Origin of the sequence: Sinorhizobium sp. 22678 (genome assembly GCF_052044265.1) — a bacterium.
GTDB lineage: Bacteria > Pseudomonadota > Alphaproteobacteria > Rhizobiales > Rhizobiaceae > Sinorhizobium > Sinorhizobium meliloti_A.
Genome location: NZ_JBQEMS010000038.1, coordinates 23,114 through 40,063 on the forward strand (window position 1 = coordinate 23,114; position 16,950 = coordinate 40,063).

The window sequence follows — 16,950 nt, forward strand, 5'->3', positions numbered from 1 at the left end:
GCGCAGCCCTGCTTCGCTCGTCCTGGCGGGCCCGGACCCTGAAACGCCCGTGTTCCGCCGGCTCCTTTCGACCGCACCGAAGGGCAGACCGGCAAGGGCCGGAACCGCTTCGGAGGAACCTGAAAGGACAAGCCCATGGCAAAGCCCGCAACCCAATCCCGCCATTCCGCCCGCGTTGTGCAGCTCCGAAAGGGCGCCACACTCGAAATGGTCCGGCTCACCTGCCCGGATGCCGCCCAGGCGATGGCGATCGCCGAAAGCTTCGGCACGGCCGTGATCGACGGCGACGGGATCCGTGACCTGCACGAGCGCCTGATCATCGAGACGGCCGACAGCCTGTCCGAAGGCCTTGGCGAACGGGCGATGCAGATCCACCTCCAGCGCATCGTCGGCGCTTATGTCGGCTCCGCCCATGGCGCCGGACAGTTCTACTCCCGTGCCGTAAGCGAGGCACGCGACGCCACCGCCAAGGCGGCCAATGACGCACGCGACGAGGATCTCGACGGTCCGGTCGGTTACGACAGCGCGGCCCAGCGCAAGCGCGAATTCGCAGCCGACATGGGTGTTCAGGCCCACTCGCTCAGGATGGCCGCCGAAGGCGCGGTCGCCGCCTACGAGCAGATCGTCGGCGAAGCCTGGAAGCCCTTCGATCGCCCGGTCGAAAACCCCGGCGCATCGCTCGACCGCAAGGCCGCCGCCGCACAGTTGGCGGCTTTCGACTGACCGCAACGGCGGGGCTTCGGCACCGCCTCTTCTTCTTTTTCCGACCGTTGGCTGGCTCTCCGGAGCCAGCCTTTCGCATGCCGAAGGAAAACGAAAGAAGGAAGGTGATCACTTGCCCGCCATCGCGGACCCGTCCGGCTTCGGTCCTGCCGGGGTCGGGGGATTGAGCCGCAAGGGCTTCGCCCTCCTCCACATACGTTTCGGCGCATTCGCGTGCGCCCGTCCATCCGCCCCGGCCCTCGGACCGCCGTGACGGGCCGCGATCGGCGCGGCCTCGGAAAATGGAGGCGCAAATGAGCAGGAAACAGGAAACGCAACGTGTGGACATCTACAGCCGGATCACCGACCGGCTCGTCGACGACCTGGCCCGTGGCGTCAGACCGTGGATGAAGCCGTGGCACGACCGCAACCTTCAGGGGCGGATCACTCGCCCACTCCGGCACAACGGACAGCCCTACTCGGGCGTGAACGTTCTCCTGTTATGGTCGGAAGGCATGGCGCGCGGCTTCTCGTCGCCGATCTGGATGACGTTCAAGCAATCGATCGAACTAGGCGCGGCTGTCCGCAAAGGCGAGGCCGGGTCGACCGTCGTCTTCGCCAGCCGCTTTACCAAGACCGAAGCCGATGGCAGCGGCGGTGCGGTCGATCGCGAAATCCCATTTTTGAAAGCATACACTGTTTTCAATGTCGAACAGATCGATGGTTTGCCCGACCATTATCACCATCGACCGGCACCGGTTGGTAATCCTGTCCAACGGATCGAAAAGGCCGACCGATTCTTCCGAAACACGGGTGCCGTTATCCGCCACGGCGGTACACAGGCATATTATTCACCGGTTACGGATCACATCCAGATGCCGCCATTCGAGAGCTTTCGGGATGCGGAGTCATACGTTGCCACGGTCAGCCATGAAAGTTGCCACTGGACTGCGCATCCGGATCGTGTCGGCCGCGATCTCAGCCGTTATGCCAAGGACAAAACGGAGCGGGCCCGAGAGGAACTGATCGCGTTATCTTGACAGTCTGCACCGACTCTTGGCTGGATGTCTACGTTGATGCACACGCTGACGGAGGCGCTTTCCAGGCCGGACGCAGCGCTCCCAAATAGCTGGCGGAGGCCGGCCTGGAGAGTGCCGGGCAAGTTGAACTCCTTCGTTGATGCTGGGCTCGCTTGATGGGGGTCTGGGGGAAGGTTGAACAACTTGTGGACAACGTAATCGCAGCTTCAAGCATTACCATTCAGGAGCGCAGATCAGCGGAGCGTCTGGACGCGCATGTCCCGATGATCCTCCGCGACGGGGCGCTATACGATCCTGATCTGGATCGTTTTTTCCGCGACCTTCCTCTCAACGGCGTTCGCTCTCGCCATTCCCTTCGTGCCTACGGCTACGACGTTCTCATCTGGGCTCGGTTTCTTTCGGAAGCCTGCGCGAAGACGATATGGCAAGCCGACCGCCATGATGTCCTTGCCTATCATCGCGTTCGGCGCCGTGCAGACGCCGAACAACGCATTTCCGCTGCGACCTGGAATCGCGCTGTTGCCTGTCTCGACCGGCTATATCGCTGGGGTATGCAAGAAGGACTGATCGCGGAAGCACCCTTCACGCATCGCTCGATCTGGAGGCAGGGGTACGCCGGGCGCCGGTCGCAGGTGGCAGCGCGGAACGATGCCTATGAACCTGCCGCGCGTCGAGCGGACGTCAGTTTCGTCACGCTCGAAGACTATCGGCGCTTTCGGGATGTCGGCCTCAAGGCGCTTTTGCCTGACAGCCACGCACGCCCTGGCGCCCGAGATCGCAACGGTATCCGCAATGCGCTGTTCTCCGATCTCCTCGTGACCACAGGGCTTCGGCTGGAAGAAGCGTCGTCTCTCTTCACCTCCGATCTCGTTTTCGCCGATCACCGTGCCGGCCGTCAGGTCTGGCTGGATTTGCCGGACGCCCAGACCAAGGGTGATCGTGGCCGCCAGATTCTCGTTCCCGCTCGACTGCTCGAGCAGGTGCGCGCCTATGTCGATGTCGAACGTGCTCATGCCGTCACGAAGTTCCAGCAACGCTCTGCGTGGCGGTCGATCGACCGGCCGATCTTCGTTCATCGGGATCGCCATGCTGCCCGGCTGCGGTTGCTTGATGGCCGCGATATCGTACTCGACCTGCTAGACCCCGAGGAACGCGGTAGGATCATTGTCTGCGACAGCGACGGCACACCGAGCGAACCGGCGATATTATGGCTTTCGGAGATCGGCTTGCCGGTGCAGCCGAACTCCTGGGAAGTCGCTTTCGCCCGTGCCTGCAGCCGGTGCAGATCCTTCGGTTTCGATATCAGCATCAGCCCGCACCAACTCCGTCACACCTTCGCCGTTCACATGCTGGCGATGCTCATTCAGCACCGCCTCCGCGATGCTGCCTTGCCTGCCGGGCCGATGGAGGGATATCGGCAAGTTCTTGGCGATCCTCTACAGCAGGTGCAACGGCTTCTGGGCCATGCCAGCCTGACAACGACCTATATTTACCTCGACCACATTGCGACGCACGCCGATACCGTCGATGCGGCTGTCGAGGAACTCCTTGGGCTGCTCCCCTCGGAGGCCACGCTATGAGGGGGCGCCCACGCAAGGGAACTGCGGTTCGCTTTGCGCCAGCCGATGGCGTTGTTCCTCCACACGCCAGCGATCCGGTGCTGGGTCTGCGCTTCAACATCGAGGCGCGCTATGGCGGGACTGTCGAAGTTGATCTTGTCGGCGAGCATCCGAGACCCTTCGCCCTCGCGTTTGCGGGGGCTCTACGCCGACAGTCCGAGCTTGGTGGTCCGCTCGGCGCGCGGAGCACGATCAAGCAACACCTCCAGGCCTATCTCCGGTTTTTCGCATATTTGCGCGAGCACTCCACGGTAAAGACGCCCGCCGATCTGCGCGCAGACAATATCGATGCGTATGAAGATTTCCTCGCATCCGTCGGGATGACCCCGATCCACCGACACACTGTTCTCGCCAAAGCCATACTCGCCCTGCGCTCGATAGACGCCGACCAACCAGGGCTACTGGATGAAGGTGTTCGTCGTCGCCTCAGCTACACCAGCTCACAATCCGCCGGTCGATCCCGACCGCGTGATGCCTATAGCCCGTTCGTTGCACGGCAGCTTCGCGACGCTGCCCGTGGCGATATCGCCAGGATATTCCGGCGGATCGGGAAGCCGCTGGATGAAGACGACAACTATCCCAACCTTCGCAGAGTGACCGACGAGGCCAATGCCCGGATTGTCGTCTCCGGGAGGCTCAGTAGTGGGGATCACGCCTTCAAAAGCCTTTATTTCATGAGGCTGCGTCGCGGTCTTCCGGTATCGACCCTTTCCGAGGATCTGCACGCCCGTTTCCATCTGCGCGCAATGGATATTCCGCCTCTACTGACCTTCCTGTCATTGGAGACTGGCCTTGAGATCGAGTGCTGCAAGGCATTGACGGTCGATTGTCTCCAGAACCCTGGACCTGGCACCGTCGAGATTGCCTATATCAAGCGCCGTGCCCGCGGCGCCGAGCACAAGCACATTCGCGTCCGCGATGGCGGGATCGGAACACCGGGCGGTTTGATCCGCAAGCTGATCGAGGCAACGGCCTTCACCAGGCAGTTTGTCCCGAGCAATTGCCTTTGGCTTTACTACTATACCGGGCCCACGCAGCTCCGGGCGGGTATAGAGCATCCACATGAGCTCGTTGACCGATGGACTGCAGGCCATGGGATCGTCGATGACGATGGTGAACCTCTTCGTCTCATTCTTTCCAGGCTGCGCAAGACCCACAAGGCGCTCTGGTATCTGAAGACCGAGGGACATATGACCCGTTTCGCTATCGGGCATACGCCGGAGATCGCCGCTCGCCACTACGCGGATATCCCCTCGCTGCGACCGCTACACGAAGCCACCATTGCCGAGGCATTCTCAGAAGTCGTGGCCGCTGCAGGTCCGATCGTTCTGGTGCCTGCCCAGGAAGATCCCTGGCGACAATGCGATGCGACGCCCGAAGCGCGCGAGAACCGAGACGGTATCCTCAGCGGCGAGCAGGACGTTTGGCTGGCGGCATGCTCCGGGTTTGACCGCAGCCCGTTCGGAGACCCAGGCGAGCCTTGCCCGCAACCGTTCTGGGGTTGTCTCGAATGCCGTAACGCTGTCATCACCGCGCGCAAGCTGCCGGCGATCATTGCGTTCCTACGGTTTATCGAAGAGCAGCGGGCGGGGCTCTCAGCGGCGGACTGGGCCATGAAGTTTGGGCGTGCCCATGCTCGCATTGCCGGGCAGGTTCTGCCGGCATTCCCCGATAGTGTGGTTGCCGCAGCCCGTCGCGAGGCGGAAGTGCATCCCCTCTATCTCCCGCCGGAGGCCCGCCAATGACGGGACTATCGCCAGCAGCTTCCTCCCGGCAATACGATCTGCGCCCGGTTCTCGCGACCGCTCCGCTGAAGCCTGGTTTCGATCGGGGCGCTCTGTCGCGCTACAGTGATCCGAGCTGGGATCTCGGCCCGGCCGTGTTTCGCGAGAGCGCCCGTCGCTGTCATGTCACCGTGCATCTCGGGTCTGTCGAGGATACGAGCGTCCGCGAGGCGTTGCGCGAACTCCTCTATGCCCGGCTGAACGTCGATCTGCCCGGTCACCGCAAGATCCTTCCTCCCGGCAGTGTCCGGCAGGCGTTCAACCGAGCGCGGCGCTTCTTCGATTTCGTGCGTGATGAACTCGGTGTTGTCGATCTTCACCGGGTCGATCAGCCACTTCTGGACAGATATGCCCGCCATCTCAGTGCCGATTGTGCCTGCCGGCCCGTTATTGTCGCGCAATTGCTGGAAGTACCCGCCGATCTCTTTCTCTATCGCGACCATCTGCCTTCCGGAGGACTGCGGTTTCAACCTTGGACCGGAAGATCACCAGCGCGTGTCGCGGGCTATCGTCACGTCCGCGAGAACCGGACGCCGCGCATTCCCGAGACAATCATCTCACCATTGCTGGCCTGGTCGATCCGCTATGTCACCGAGTTCGCCGCCGATATCTTCGCAGCCCGCGAGGAGATGGACCACCTCGAAGCCCATTGCGCCTCACTCATCGAGCAGGACAGCGTTCTCGAACGCAAAGACCGGCGGCGCCAGCAGCGTAAGCGGCTTGAGGACTATTTCGGACGGCTGCGCAGTGAAGGTCGCGGGGTGCCCATCTGGGGCGCTGCCCATAACGGTATGTTTCTCCGGCATCCCGAGACAGGAGAGCCGTCGCCACCCGTCAACGCCCATCTGCTTCACCTGCTCATCGGTATCGACACGCTCGCCGAGCCGAAGATGCACATTCAACTCACGAACGGCGCTCCACGCCAGATCAGAGCTGCGGTGCTCGAACTCGGAGTCGAGACTGGCGGCATGGATACACCCATCTCCATTCTTCCAGAGACCGGCAAGCCTTGGCGCTCTCGCTTCGACGCCAAGACCCTGGCGGCGGAAGAGCGCATGCTGCAATCAGCGGCCTATATTCTCTGTGCTTATCTGACCGGCATGCGAGACTGCGAAGTCCAGGCGATGCAGCGTGGATGCGTTTCTTTGACGCGCAGCGACGACGGCGTGATCATGCGCCATCGCGTGCAATCCGTCGCCTATAAGGGCAAGTCTGCCCAGGGTGAACCTGCCGAATGGGTCACCATTCAGCCCGTTGCCAGAGCTGTCGAGGTTCTGGAACGCTTGTCTTTTCGGGTCGCTTCCGCCCGCGGCCTCACCACGCTCTGGCCCGTTCTGATCGCAAGGCCTGTTTGCAAGGACCACCTCTCGGCTGAGATCGTCCGCCAGCTCAACCGATTCCGAGATCACCTCAACGACCTGTTCGGAACACCCGACGAGCCAGCGGTCCCGAATGGGCCTGGTGGACAGCCATGGCGCATCACGACGCGGCAGTTCAGACGCACGATCGCGTGGCATATTGCCAACCGTCCGTTCGGCACCATCGCCGGCATGATCCAGTACAAGCATGCGTCAGTCGCGGCGTTCGAGGGATATGCCGGCTCCAGCCGATCCGGCTTTCGGGCCGAAGTCGAGAACCAGCGTAGCCTCGGCCAGCTCGATGACCTGTTGATCTATTTCGACGAGCGGCAGGCCGGAGCCAGGCTGTCGGGGCCAGCGGCGGCACGGATCGCGAAGACGCTCGACAGCGTATCGGATGATCTCGGGCCGCTTCCGGCAATGATCGCTGATCGCGCCCGACTGCGCACCATGCTCGCGAGCCTCGCGCGGACCCTTCATGTCGGCGTGCTGGCCGATTGCTTCTTCGATCCCGGCACGGCCGTCTGCCTGAAGCAGGCCACCGGTGCCAAAGGGCCGCTGACCGCACTCTGCCAGCCGACCCACTGTCCAAATGCCTGCATCACCTCGAGGCACCGGCCAGCATGGGCCCGGTCCGCACAGGAAGCCGCAGACCTGTTGAAGGAGAAGCGGCTGTCCACGCTTCAGCGAAGCATCCTTCAGCAGGATCTTGAGCGGGCGAACACGGTCCTGGTCGGCATAGACGAGGACCGATCCGCACCCGCTTCCTGAGGGGAGTTGGGTGCTGCTTGCGCCGGTAGCCCGCCCGGCTTGTCCGGAGCGCGCGATGCCCGACGCATCCGCGCAACGGCTGGCGCCGTCCTCCGCTTACGCTTCGGCTCTGCGAGTGCGCGGCCGCGCCTGAGACATCGCAATCCGCTGCTCCGACGCCGGGACAGGCCCCGGCGGAGAAGGAGCAACAATCATGACAAGACAAAAAATCAGGAACAGCCGCCCGAACGGGCGGCAGGAGAGGAAGAGGAAGGCCGGAGTCGGGCGGTCGGTTGAAGGGGCGAGAGAGGCTCGCGCCGCCAGCCGCGGAGATTCCACAATGAGGAACAACTCGTCATCCGTCCAGCGCGCCGACGTCTATTGTCGCGTGACAGCCGAGATCATCGCCGCCATCGAGCAAGGCGCCGGCGAATGGCGTGCGCCCTGGTTCCACAACGGCACCAGCGTCGCGCGTCCGACCAATGTCTCATCCGGCAAGCGATATCGCGGCATCAATACGCTCGCACTCTGGGCCGCGGGCTTTGCCGCTGGATATGGCGACGGCCTCTGGGGCACCTACAAGCAATGGCAGGATGCCGGCGCGCAGGTGCGTGAAGGCGAACGCTCCACCACGGTCGTCCTGTGGAGGGAGATCCAGTCTTCTCAGCAGGCCGACAACGAAGACGATGATGACGGGCATCGGCGGATGTTCGCCCGCGCATTCTCCGTCTTCAACGTCGCTCAGGTCGACGGCTACGAGCGCTCGGCGACTCCTGCGCTGCCCGAGGCCGAACGCCTCGCCCACGCTGAAGCATTCATCGCGAACCTGGGCGTCAAGACGGAGTTCGGCGGGTCGAAAGCCTATTACCGGCCCTCGGCCGACACGGTGTTCATGCCGCCCTTTACCTCGTTTCGCGACGCCGCATCATTCTACGGTGTATGGCTGCACGAGACCGGCCATGCCAGTGGTGCGAAGCACAGGCTCGACCGTGACCTTTCGGGCCGATTCGGATCAGAGGCCTATGCCGCCGAAGAATGCTGCGTGGAAATTCTCAGCGGGCTTGTCCTGGCTGATCTGGGAGTCGCCCACCATCCGCGCCCCGACCACGCCGCCTATGTTGCCTCGTGGCTCAAGGTCCTGAAAGACGATCCCAAGGCCATCTTCACCGCAGCGAGCAAGGCGCAGCAAGCAGCCGATTGGATGCGCGCCCAGCAGCCCCAGGCAGAGGAGATGGCGGCATGATCAGCAACGTCTTCACTACGGAAAAATTTCAGATTGGGGCTGGACTGTCAGGATATATCGCAGAGCTTGGCAGTTGCTTCCTATGTGCCGACCTCGGCATCGCACCGGAACTGGACCCAAGGCCCGATCACGCCTCGTACCTGGCATCGTGGTTGAAGGTGCTTTCCGAAGACAAGCGAGCGATCTTTCAGGCGGCGGCCCATGCGCAGCGGGCAGTCACCTTCCTGCACGATCTGCAGCCTGCTGATGCCGAGGAAAAAGTCGCCGCCTAGAAATCAGAGCCGGTCATTGTCGCCGCCAATGGCCGACGCCTCTCTCGGCTCTCTATTCGTCGGCGTTCCCTGTTCTGGGGTGAGGTCCAGCTTGCCCCAGATCGAGGTTTTGCGGTCGGTCGATTTGAGCTTTCGCGATTGCTTGATTTCGACGGTAAACGGCTTTGTCTGCTGACGCATATATCCTCCAGGCGACGAATCGCTGGCACACGATACCGGGTTGATTATTGGAGGCAACTCCCAAGCCGGCCGGTCCATCGCCACCGAATTAGCGGCCGACATTGGAACAGAGCAACGGTTTGACCACAGCAATGTTCCGCTTGGGTGAGGCGGTGGCACGTTGCCATCACGGCGTTCCTCGGATCCATCGGCATAGGCCACGTCCTCCGCGGGCTCGATGAGGCATGTCTGATCGGAGAGCGGCTTCGCCTCGATCGTTCTACCGCAACGGCCATCCAAAACTTTCTTCCCCTGCCGGCTACGCCGCCATTCCTCGCGAAACAACAAAGTTTCTCCAGGCCGCCCTCCATTCCATTCCGTCCCTGCGGGTGCGGTCCGATCGTCTCCGATCCTTGCGACAGCCATCGAGGCCGCGAAGGGCGCGGCCCGAAACCAACGAAAGGAACACCACAATGGCAACCATCGGCACCTTCACCTCCACCGAAACCGGCTTCAACGGCTCCATCCGCACGCTCGCCCTCAACGTCAAGGCCCGCATCGCCCGCATCGAAAACCCCTCCGACAAGGGCCCGCACTACCGCATTTACGCCGGTAACGTCGAGCTCGGTGCGGCCTGGCAGAAGCGCTCCGAGCAGGACCGCGACTACCTCTCGGTCAAGCTGGACGACCCGAGCTTCCCCGCTCCGATCTACGCAACCCTCACCGAAGTCGAAGGCGAGGACGGCTACCAGCTGATCTGGTCCCGCCCCAACCGGGACTGAGATCCGGACGAGGCCCCGCCGCAAGGCGGGGCCAATCGGCCGAATTGAGACGCCGGCAGTGGGCATCGAGCCCACTTCCGGCTTTTCTGGTGCCATACTGGACCGGAAATGTCTGCTCAGATCGCTCCAGTGTGCCGTGCCGGCATGGCGGCCTCAAGGACGAGTGGTCAACCCCCAATTTTGCCTCCGCTCCGGTTCCCGGCGCTCCAACAAAATCGGTTCCCCCACTCGCCGCCGTTGGCGGTCGCGTACGCGATCCCTGACCCCGCCCTCCCGTCCCGCCCCCCGTCGTCGTCTTTCACGAACTCAAGGAGATGAGACGATGACCATCGAACAGCACATCGAGGAACTGCGGTTGGAGCTGAAGAGCGCATGCGACGCGGCCGAACGGCGTCAGATCGAGACGGAGCTCCAACTCGCCCAGGCCGATCTCGCCGTCATGTTTGCGGAACAGGAGGGTGCCGCCGACACCGAGCCGCCCTTCTGAGGCGGCTCTTTTCTCCTGTTATTTGAGCCGGCCAGCCGGAACGACCGGCCGGTCCGGCTGTCAGGGATTTCATCCCTCGACACTCCCGCCGGCTCACGCCGGATACGGTCGCGTCCCCTTCGAGGCCGCGGGTCTCTTCTCTCTATGGCGTCCTATTTTACTCCAGCAAATCCGGCGTCAAGGACGGCGCGGTCTCCCCCAATTTTTCCGCCGCTGCGCTTCCCGAAAAAATCGGTCCCCCCGCTTGCGAGCCGCGTCCCCGCGGTCCCTGACCCCTCTTTGCAACAGAGTGGCCGATCTCCGTCATCAGCGAAGGAGATCACATCATGACCACCGATCAGACCCTCATGCTCTACACCAAGCTTGCCGGTTTCCGGCTCGTCGTCCTCGCAAACCGCTTCGGCTGCGATACCGAGGTTTCACGAGAGCTTCATGATCGCCTAGTCGAGGAACTCGAGGCAGCAACCGATCGCGTCCGGACCATCATGGCGCTGGAGCGAAGCGTTCTCGCCGGAGACGATGAGTTTGCTGCATATCAGTTGGGAGGGGAGATCGAGATTTTCGGGCGCTCTTCTATCAATTTGCTGGACGATCTCGAATTCGATTTCGACACGCACGAGTACCGCATCAATGGCGGTGATTGGGTCAATGCGTTGACGGCGGACTATATCGGGGTCGACGTCGATTATCCGGATCTGGTTCCGCTGACCGACGACGAACTCGGCTCACTCGCGCCGATCATCAAGGATATCGAGCGGGAAACCGGGATTGACATTCAAGCGGCGCGCGCTGTTCACGCCTGGTGGCAGGATCCTGATCGATCCTGCAGTACAGCTTCGACTCGGTTGGGGCCCTGCGACAGCGCCTGCTGCTTAAGACGTCCAAGGAACGGTCGCGATCAAACCGATGGCGACCAGTTGCACCTCTCCTTTCGACACTGCTGTCATCTCTCATCGGGGATGTTGCAGCCCGTTCGTCACGACGCAACCTGGCGCCGCCAGAATTTTCCCCGCCGCGGCGCGGCTCCTCGCGAAACAAAATTCAGGTGGTGCCGGGTCCTCCACTTCGTTGCGGCCCGTTGGGTGCGTCCCTCCTTTCCGGTCTGCCGCCTATCCCCCGCGATGACCGCAATTCGAAAGGAGAAACACGATGCAACAACTCGCTCAATTCCTCGCCGCCACCGGCCGCAGGCTCCGCGCCCTTGGCAAGGTGATCAGCCACTTCTTGCGCAAGGGGAAGCTTGGCTTGAAGCTTGCGATCAAGATCCCATTCTTCGTCGAGATCGAGTTAACCTTCGAAACCGACTGGAACCGGCGCCGATGAGGCGCGTTCAAGGCCCGCTTCGGTGGGCCTTGTTTCAGTTCGTCGTCAGGGCGCGGGGCCGGTATCCGCGTTTGCGTTTCTGTCGGAGCAGATCGAGAAACAGTTGGACTGCTTCCTCTTCCCGACCGAAATGATGGACTATCATTTGTCCCCGCGTTCCGATGCGGCCCCATTTCCGCAACAGACAGACCTCCCCGAACAGGTTCGGCTCGATCGACATCGCATAGTAGCGCGCCATGTTCCTGGAGGCATCTGAGCGTTCGACATAGAGCTGATAGGGCTGCGAGATCATGAGATCAGAATCGCTGATCTCGGGGACCGGGTCCAACGACACTTATGAATCAGTCGGCAGGGATCGATTCATATCGGTGATGATATTGGAAAGGCCGGGACAAGCTTGGGCGAGACGCCTCCGGCGCACGGCTCTATTCGCCGAAGCTCACGGAGCCCGCATACGGTCTCCGCCCATTCGGGTGACGATCCTCTCGCGGGTCTCAGCCGCACCATCCGTGTCTCGCACCGTCCCAGCGCCTGGCAAGGCCCTCGTCAACGAGAGTTTCTCCAAGCGAGCGCCCAGCCCGTGTGACGGTACGGAGCTTGCGGCCGTATTTGTCTTCGTCGCGCGGCCCGGCTGAAAGCGAGAACTTGCCACCGTTGAGCAACGCCAGCAGGCGTGCTTTCGCGGCCTCGCCTTTGATCCTTTCGGCCTCGCAGCGAGGCGGGCTGAGTTCCGGCGTGTCGATATCCGCGATGCGGATTTACTCCCCGCCAAACCAGAACGTGTCGCCGTCAACGACGCAGTTTACGTGGCGATCAGCGCCGCAGATCAAAAACGCGGCCGACAGGGAATCTGATGTCGGTGTCTTGGCCAAAGCAAAGACGCTCGAGAGGTCGGCGGAGCCTCCATACGCAAGCCATCCTCCGCCAGCAATGAGAATGGCGGAGAGGATCACGATCAGTGGTTTGCGCAGGTGGCACGGTGCAGGTCGAGGTGACCTTCCCTGCCAGCGATTTCGATCGTTCCTTCTGCCGGGCTTGCCCGGCTTTCTGAACGGAACCACATTCGATTTCGTCACTCTCGTTCGTCTCCTGTGAGCCCCAACATATCTCGGCTTCGGTTTCATCGACGTTTACGGGTGAAGGACTTAGGCGGAGTGCGAGATGCGGGGCGCAGTCGGTCCCGCCTCCCCTTCGGGCCACTATGTTGAGGCTCCTGCGGCTGCGCTGTTTCCCGCCCTCGCACGACGCGAATTCCCGAAATCCCGCCCTTTGGGCGGCGCTCACGCTGATTTCTCCGATACATGGTGTAATCGCGGGGTGGGGAACGCCGGCGTGGTTGCGATGCGTTGGAAAGGTGGTTGCCCCCCGATAGGATGAAGAACGGGCTCTCGACTGGTTAGACGGGCCCAGCATCAAACGGGAGACAACCATGACGCAGTTTATCGGCCTTGACGTGTCATTGAAAGATACCTTCATCTCGGTGCGCGAAGGAGGTAAGCGGGTTTGGCGCGGGAAATGCCCGTCTGATCCGGCGCTGATAGCCGAGGTCATCCGCAAGCGCGCAGTGAATGCGGAGCGGGTCGTGTTCGAAACTGGCCCCTTGTCTGTCTGGTTCTATCATGCGCTGACGACCGAGGGGTTGCCGGCGATTTGCATTGATGCTCGTCATGCCAAGGCGGCCTTGGATATGGCGCCGAACAAGACCGACGCTAATGACGCCGACGGGCTCGCTCATCTTGCCGAAGTCGGTTTCTACCGCGAGGTGCGCGTGAAGAGCTTTAACAGCATGCTGGTTCGCACGCTGGTCGCAGCGCGCAATCAGTTGGTCAAGATGATAACGCAGTTGGCCAACCAAATCCGAGGGCTGATGAAGACGTTCGGCCTTGTCGTACCCAAAGGCGCAGGGCGCGTGTTCGAGGACCATGTGCGCAACCTGCTGGCGACGAATGCCGGGCTCGAACAGATTATCAGGCCCTTGCTCGATGCTTGGAGAGGCATGCGTGCCCGCGCTGCCGAGTTGAGCAAACAGATTGTCGCCTCGGCCCGCGCGAGTGAGCAATGCCGGCTGCTCGCGTCAATTCCGGGTGTCGGCGCGGTGACGGCTTCCTCCTTCGTGGCAGCGATCGAGGATCCGGAAAACTTTAGAAAGTCGCGTTCGGTTGGCGCTTGGATCGGCCTGACCACCAGGCGCTATCAATCGGGAGAAGTCGATTACGACGGTCATATATCTCGCCGGGGCGACAATCATCTACGCGGACTGCTGTATGAAGCGGCGACCGTGCTCCTCGCGCGCACCAGAGCTGACAGCGCGTTACGTGCATGGGGCCTGAAGCTCAAGGAGAGGATCGGGTTCAAGCGAGCCGCCGTTGCGGTCGCGCGAAAGCTGGCCGTGATCATGCATGCAATGCTCCGAACGGGCGAGCTCTTCGAGCGCTCTAACTCTGCTGAGGCCTGACATGCACACAAGATACCAGGGCAGTGCCCCTGCGATCTGACTATTCCATGCTTTGCGTCCGCGCTTTGGACGCGGCGATCGTCCTTGTCGGGACGCGGACAGGATCATTCCGCTTAGAAGAGTTGCACCTGCTGTCATTCTGGCAACTGAGTGCGTCCGATACATTGGAAGATCCGTTCCACGAAGAACCATCCTGCGGCGGGTCGTCTCGACCGCGTAAACGACTCTGTATCCGACAAACGACATCGTCGTAATTCAAAGGCAAGTCATATTCACCGAATGAAAGCATAGATCAAAACAAGCTTGACGGAGGTGCGATTAAACGACTCTTCATTGTTCTGGATCAGCCTTGCTCGCTGCGCTCACCGCCGGCTCGATCCGCGCGCCCGGTACTTTTCCGCTCGTATGAAACCTGTTCGTTGCGACACACGCAGTCATGTCGTCGCGCCTGAACCAGATTGCCCGGCCGCATCGCAGCGGCGCGTTGCCGGCCGTGAAGACAATCTGCTCATCGGCGCGCATGCGAAGCACCTCGTGCGGCTGGATCAACGGTCGTGCGGCCAACTGTTTCGATCGCGTCCGCGACGATCCCTTCATTTGCGAACTGCGGCTGACCTGATCGATCTCTACTGTCGTCATGCCGCAACGGCGTGAGATATAGTCCGCCGTTTCCGGATCGTTGATCGCCGCAAACGAGATCCAGCTCGCGCTCTCGAACCATTTGCTGGCGGCGTCGCGACCGCCATAGGTTTCGCGCATCTGCCCGATCGACTGGTAGATCATGACGAGCGTGATGCCATATTTGCGACCGGCATCGCGCGCGGTTTCCAGGATCCTCATATAGCCAAGCCGCGCCACCTCATCGAGGAGGAAGAGCGCACGGCCCGGCATCGCCCCATCACGATTGTAGATCGCGTTGAGAAACGAGCCAATGATGACGCGCGCGAGGCCCGCATGCGTCTCCAAGGTCTTGAGATCGATGTTGATGAAGACGTCGGTGTTTCCCTCGGCAAGATCCCCCGTCGAAAACATCTTTCCGGAAACCAGCGCGGCGTAGTTCGGATAGGACAGCCAATGGGTTTCCTTGATCGCATTGGCGTAGACGCCGGAGAAGGTTTCGGGCGTCATGTTCACGAAAGCCGCGACGTTCTCCTTGACGAAATCCGAATCCGAATTGTCGTAGATTTCCTGCAGGCGTTGGCGCAACTGCGGCTCCGGCTCGGAGAGATTGGCGCGAACTTGGCGAAGCGTTTGGTTCTCCTTCTCCGTATGGCCGGAGAGACAAACGTCAGCGATCATCGCCGTCAGCAATTGCAAGGCCGAGGCCCGGAAGAAGTCGTCGCGAACTCCGCGTGTGCCACCGCTATCACTCATGATCCATGAAGCGACGGATGAAATGTCCTCTTCCTTGGTGCCGCCGAATTGCCCGATCCAATCAAGCGCATTGAAGCCGGTCTCCGGCTTCTTCGGGTCGAGGACGAATAGATCCCGATTCGCGCTGCCTCGTTGCACTGACACCATCGGGGCAACCTCGTTCGACGGGTCGAGGACGATCAGCGAGCCGCCCCATTTGAGCGCCGTCGGGATCGTCACCGACGTCGTCTTGAAGCCGCCGGAACCGGCGAACACGATGCCATGTGATGAGCCGAACGAGCCGTCGAAGCACAGGAGCGGTGGCTTGCCGCCGATGCCCCATGTGTCGGGATCGTCAGCGCGAAACGGGCGCGTTCCTCCGCTGTCCTTGTCGACCCGATATCGTTCGCCGACGACGATGCCGCCAGCGTCCGAAAACAGGTTGGCCGCCTCCTGCATCTTCATCCAGTCGGCCTCGCCATGAAGCGCCCGCTTGCCGCGTATGCGTTTGGGCTCAGCACTGGCGAAGGCCGCGTTGCCGACGAGCGCGACACGTAGGGCGAAGCAGGCGGACATCGCTGCCGCCGCCGCGCCGATCAGCGTCGCGGGGTCGACATAGGAAAGGATCGACTTGCCGGCCGGAAGCTGGTTCCCGAATGCCGACAGCCTGATTGCCTCGCGAACGATGGCGACAACAATTGTCGCTACACCGCCGGCAACGACGCCCCATCCTGCCGTCTTGATCCTGATCGCGCCGGCGCTCGCGAACAGGAAGACACTGCCGATGACCGCCGCGGCGACATAAGGCAGGGCAATGCCGGCGCGGCCGAGCGTCTGCCGAGCAGCCTCCGTCTTTCCAAAGCCGGACAGCCAGTGTTCGATCCCGGTCAATCCGATCGTGAGCAGGAACATCAGCGCGACAGGTACGATGAAGAGCATGATCCTATCCATCTGTCTTGAAGGCCTCCGCTCCGATCGCAAGCAGCCGCGGGCGTACGGTCTCGTCGGCCTTAAGCCGTTGGCTCAGCTCGATCAGGGCGCCCAGCAGAAGCGCGCGTTTCTCGTGGCGAAGACCCGCTTTGACGATCAGGCCGCCAAGTTCGATCTTTTCCCGCGTGTCCTTCTTGCGGGCGTCGGATGTGGTTGTGCGCGCCATCCGCTCAAGCCTCAGCAGTCCCGCCCGCAGCCGTGCCAGCCGCGTTCTGCGTGGAGGGTGTACTGCTTTCGCCGACGCCAGCCCCCCTCTTCCCTCCGGTCGTGCGAACCCCACCTCCGCGAAACCGCTTCGCCAGTTCCTCGAAGGCTACCTGCAGCTCGGCCTCGTCCACTTCAATCTCGCCAAGCCCGGCCTTAAGCGCGATCCGACCGATCCGCTCGGCTTCGCGGGTCTCGGCGACCTTGAGCTGTTCCTGGAGTTTGGCGATTTCGTCGCGGATCTTGGAGGATGGCTTCTTCATTCCGTCTGTCTCCCTTGGGTGAGAAAGCTGTCATACGAGGCCAGTTTCAGGGAGGTGAGCGCGGAACGCACTACTGTGAATCCTACAATCGCCAAAGCGCAAGCTTTGGTGAATGATCCCGGCCGTTCCGAAGGAGCGGATCCGAAGGGCGCAATTATACGTCGCT

The 16,950-nt window shown here is 61.9% G+C and carries 13 protein-coding genes and 4 pseudogenes; 11 read left to right on the forward strand and 6 right to left on the reverse strand.

Going from position 1 to position 16,950, the window contains the following annotated elements:
- Positions 1 to 135 precede the first annotated feature (135 nt).
- From ACTJKL_RS30490 to ACTJKL_RS30520, 7 genes and pseudogenes are all read left to right on the forward strand, one after another.
- On the forward strand, positions 136 to 723 hold the full coding sequence (locus ACTJKL_RS30490; protein WP_440854645.1) for a hypothetical protein: 588 nt from the start codon (positions 136 to 138) through the stop codon (positions 721 to 723).
- A gap of 293 nt (positions 724 to 1,016) precedes the next feature.
- Positions 1,017 to 1,733 (forward strand): annotated as a pseudogene (locus ACTJKL_RS30495) (ArdC family protein); the annotation flags it as partial.
- A gap of 164 nt (positions 1,734 to 1,897) precedes the next feature.
- Positions 1,898 to 3,322 (forward strand): tyrosine-type recombinase/integrase, encoded by a 1,425-nt coding sequence (locus ACTJKL_RS30500; RefSeq protein WP_440854646.1) that lies wholly within the window; start codon positions 1,898 to 1,900, stop codon positions 3,320 to 3,322.
- Between the two features lie 272 nt (positions 3,323 to 3,594).
- Positions 3,595 to 5,106 (forward strand): hypothetical protein, encoded by a 1,512-nt coding sequence (locus tag ACTJKL_RS30505; RefSeq protein ID WP_440854647.1) that lies wholly within the window; start codon positions 3,595 to 3,597, stop codon positions 5,104 to 5,106.
- A complete protein-coding gene (locus ACTJKL_RS30510) occupies positions 5,103 to 7,274 on the forward strand; it encodes an integrase (RefSeq protein WP_440854648.1) in 2,172 nt (723 codons plus the stop codon). The genes ACTJKL_RS30505 and ACTJKL_RS30510 overlap by 4 nt, the downstream gene beginning before the upstream one ends.
- 319 nt (positions 7,275 to 7,593) lie before the next feature.
- Positions 7,594 to 8,496: an ArdC family protein gene (locus ACTJKL_RS30515; protein WP_440854649.1), complete on the forward strand. Its 903-nt coding sequence runs from the start codon at positions 7,594 to 7,596 to the stop codon at positions 8,494 to 8,496.
- 56 nt (positions 8,497 to 8,552) lie between these two features.
- A pseudogene (locus ACTJKL_RS30520) lies at positions 8,553 to 8,768 on the forward strand (zincin-like metallopeptidase domain-containing protein); the annotation flags it as partial.
- Between the two features lie 3 nt (positions 8,769 to 8,771).
- On the opposite strand, the gene ACTJKL_RS30525 reads toward ACTJKL_RS30520, so the two are convergent.
- Positions 8,772 to 8,948 (reverse strand): hypothetical protein, encoded by a 177-nt coding sequence (locus ACTJKL_RS30525; protein ID WP_440610957.1) that lies wholly within the window; start codon positions 8,946 to 8,948, stop codon positions 8,772 to 8,774.
- A 452-nt stretch (positions 8,949 to 9,400) separates the two neighbouring features.
- Here ACTJKL_RS30525 and ACTJKL_RS30530 point away from each other — a divergent pair, with 452 nt between their 5' ends.
- From ACTJKL_RS30530 to ACTJKL_RS30540, 3 genes and pseudogenes are all read left to right on the forward strand, one after another.
- Positions 9,401 to 9,709 carry a DUF736 domain-containing protein gene (locus ACTJKL_RS30530; RefSeq protein ID WP_011427435.1) on the forward strand — a complete coding sequence of 103 codons (309 nt, stop codon included), beginning with the start codon at positions 9,401 to 9,403 and terminating at the stop codon, positions 9,707 to 9,709.
- Between the two features lie 322 nt (positions 9,710 to 10,031).
- On the forward strand, positions 10,032 to 10,196 hold the full coding sequence (locus tag ACTJKL_RS30535; RefSeq protein ID WP_440610958.1) for a hypothetical protein: 165 nt from the start codon (positions 10,032 to 10,034) through the stop codon (positions 10,194 to 10,196).
- 326 nt (positions 10,197 to 10,522) lie between these two features.
- Positions 10,523 to 10,999 (forward strand): annotated as a pseudogene (locus tag ACTJKL_RS30540) (hypothetical protein); the annotation flags it as partial.
- A gap of 554 nt (positions 11,000 to 11,553) precedes the next feature.
- Here ACTJKL_RS30540 and ACTJKL_RS30545 read toward each other — a convergent pair.
- Both ACTJKL_RS30545 and ACTJKL_RS30550 read right to left on the reverse strand, forming a co-directional pair.
- Positions 11,554 to 11,811: a WGR domain-containing protein gene (locus ACTJKL_RS30545; protein WP_440854650.1), complete on the reverse strand. Its 258-nt coding sequence runs from the start codon at positions 11,809 to 11,811 to the stop codon at positions 11,554 to 11,556.
- 202 nt (positions 11,812 to 12,013) lie between these two features.
- Positions 12,014 to 12,457, reverse strand: a pseudogene (locus ACTJKL_RS30550) (thermonuclease family protein).
- A 491-nt stretch (positions 12,458 to 12,948) separates the two neighbouring features.
- Here ACTJKL_RS30550 and ACTJKL_RS30555 point away from each other — a divergent pair.
- Positions 12,949 to 13,974: an IS110 family RNA-guided transposase gene (locus ACTJKL_RS30555; protein WP_440854651.1), complete on the forward strand. Its 1,026-nt coding sequence runs from the start codon at positions 12,949 to 12,951 to the stop codon at positions 13,972 to 13,974.
- 330 nt (positions 13,975 to 14,304) lie between these two features.
- On the opposite strand, the gene traG is transcribed toward ACTJKL_RS30555, so the two are convergent.
- Genes traG through traC form a run of 3 tightly spaced genes read right to left on the reverse strand, consistent with a single transcriptional unit; the run spans position 14,305 to position 16,784 of the window.
- Positions 14,305 to 16,278 carry a Ti-type conjugative transfer system protein TraG gene (gene traG, locus ACTJKL_RS30560; RefSeq protein WP_440854652.1) on the reverse strand — a complete coding sequence of 658 codons (1,974 nt, stop codon included), beginning with the start codon at positions 16,276 to 16,278 and terminating at the stop codon, positions 14,305 to 14,307.
- Positions 16,271 to 16,483 carry a type IV conjugative transfer system coupling protein TraD gene (gene traD / locus ACTJKL_RS30565; RefSeq protein ID WP_440853831.1) on the reverse strand — a complete coding sequence of 71 codons (213 nt, stop codon included), beginning with the start codon at positions 16,481 to 16,483 and terminating at the stop codon, positions 16,271 to 16,273. The genes traG and traD overlap by 8 nt, the downstream gene beginning before the upstream one ends.
- A 4-nt stretch (positions 16,484 to 16,487) precedes the next feature.
- On the reverse strand, positions 16,488 to 16,784 hold the full coding sequence (gene traC / locus ACTJKL_RS30570; protein WP_440853830.1) for a conjugal transfer protein TraC: 297 nt from the start codon (positions 16,782 to 16,784) through the stop codon (positions 16,488 to 16,490).
- Positions 16,785 to 16,950 lie beyond the last annotated feature (166 nt).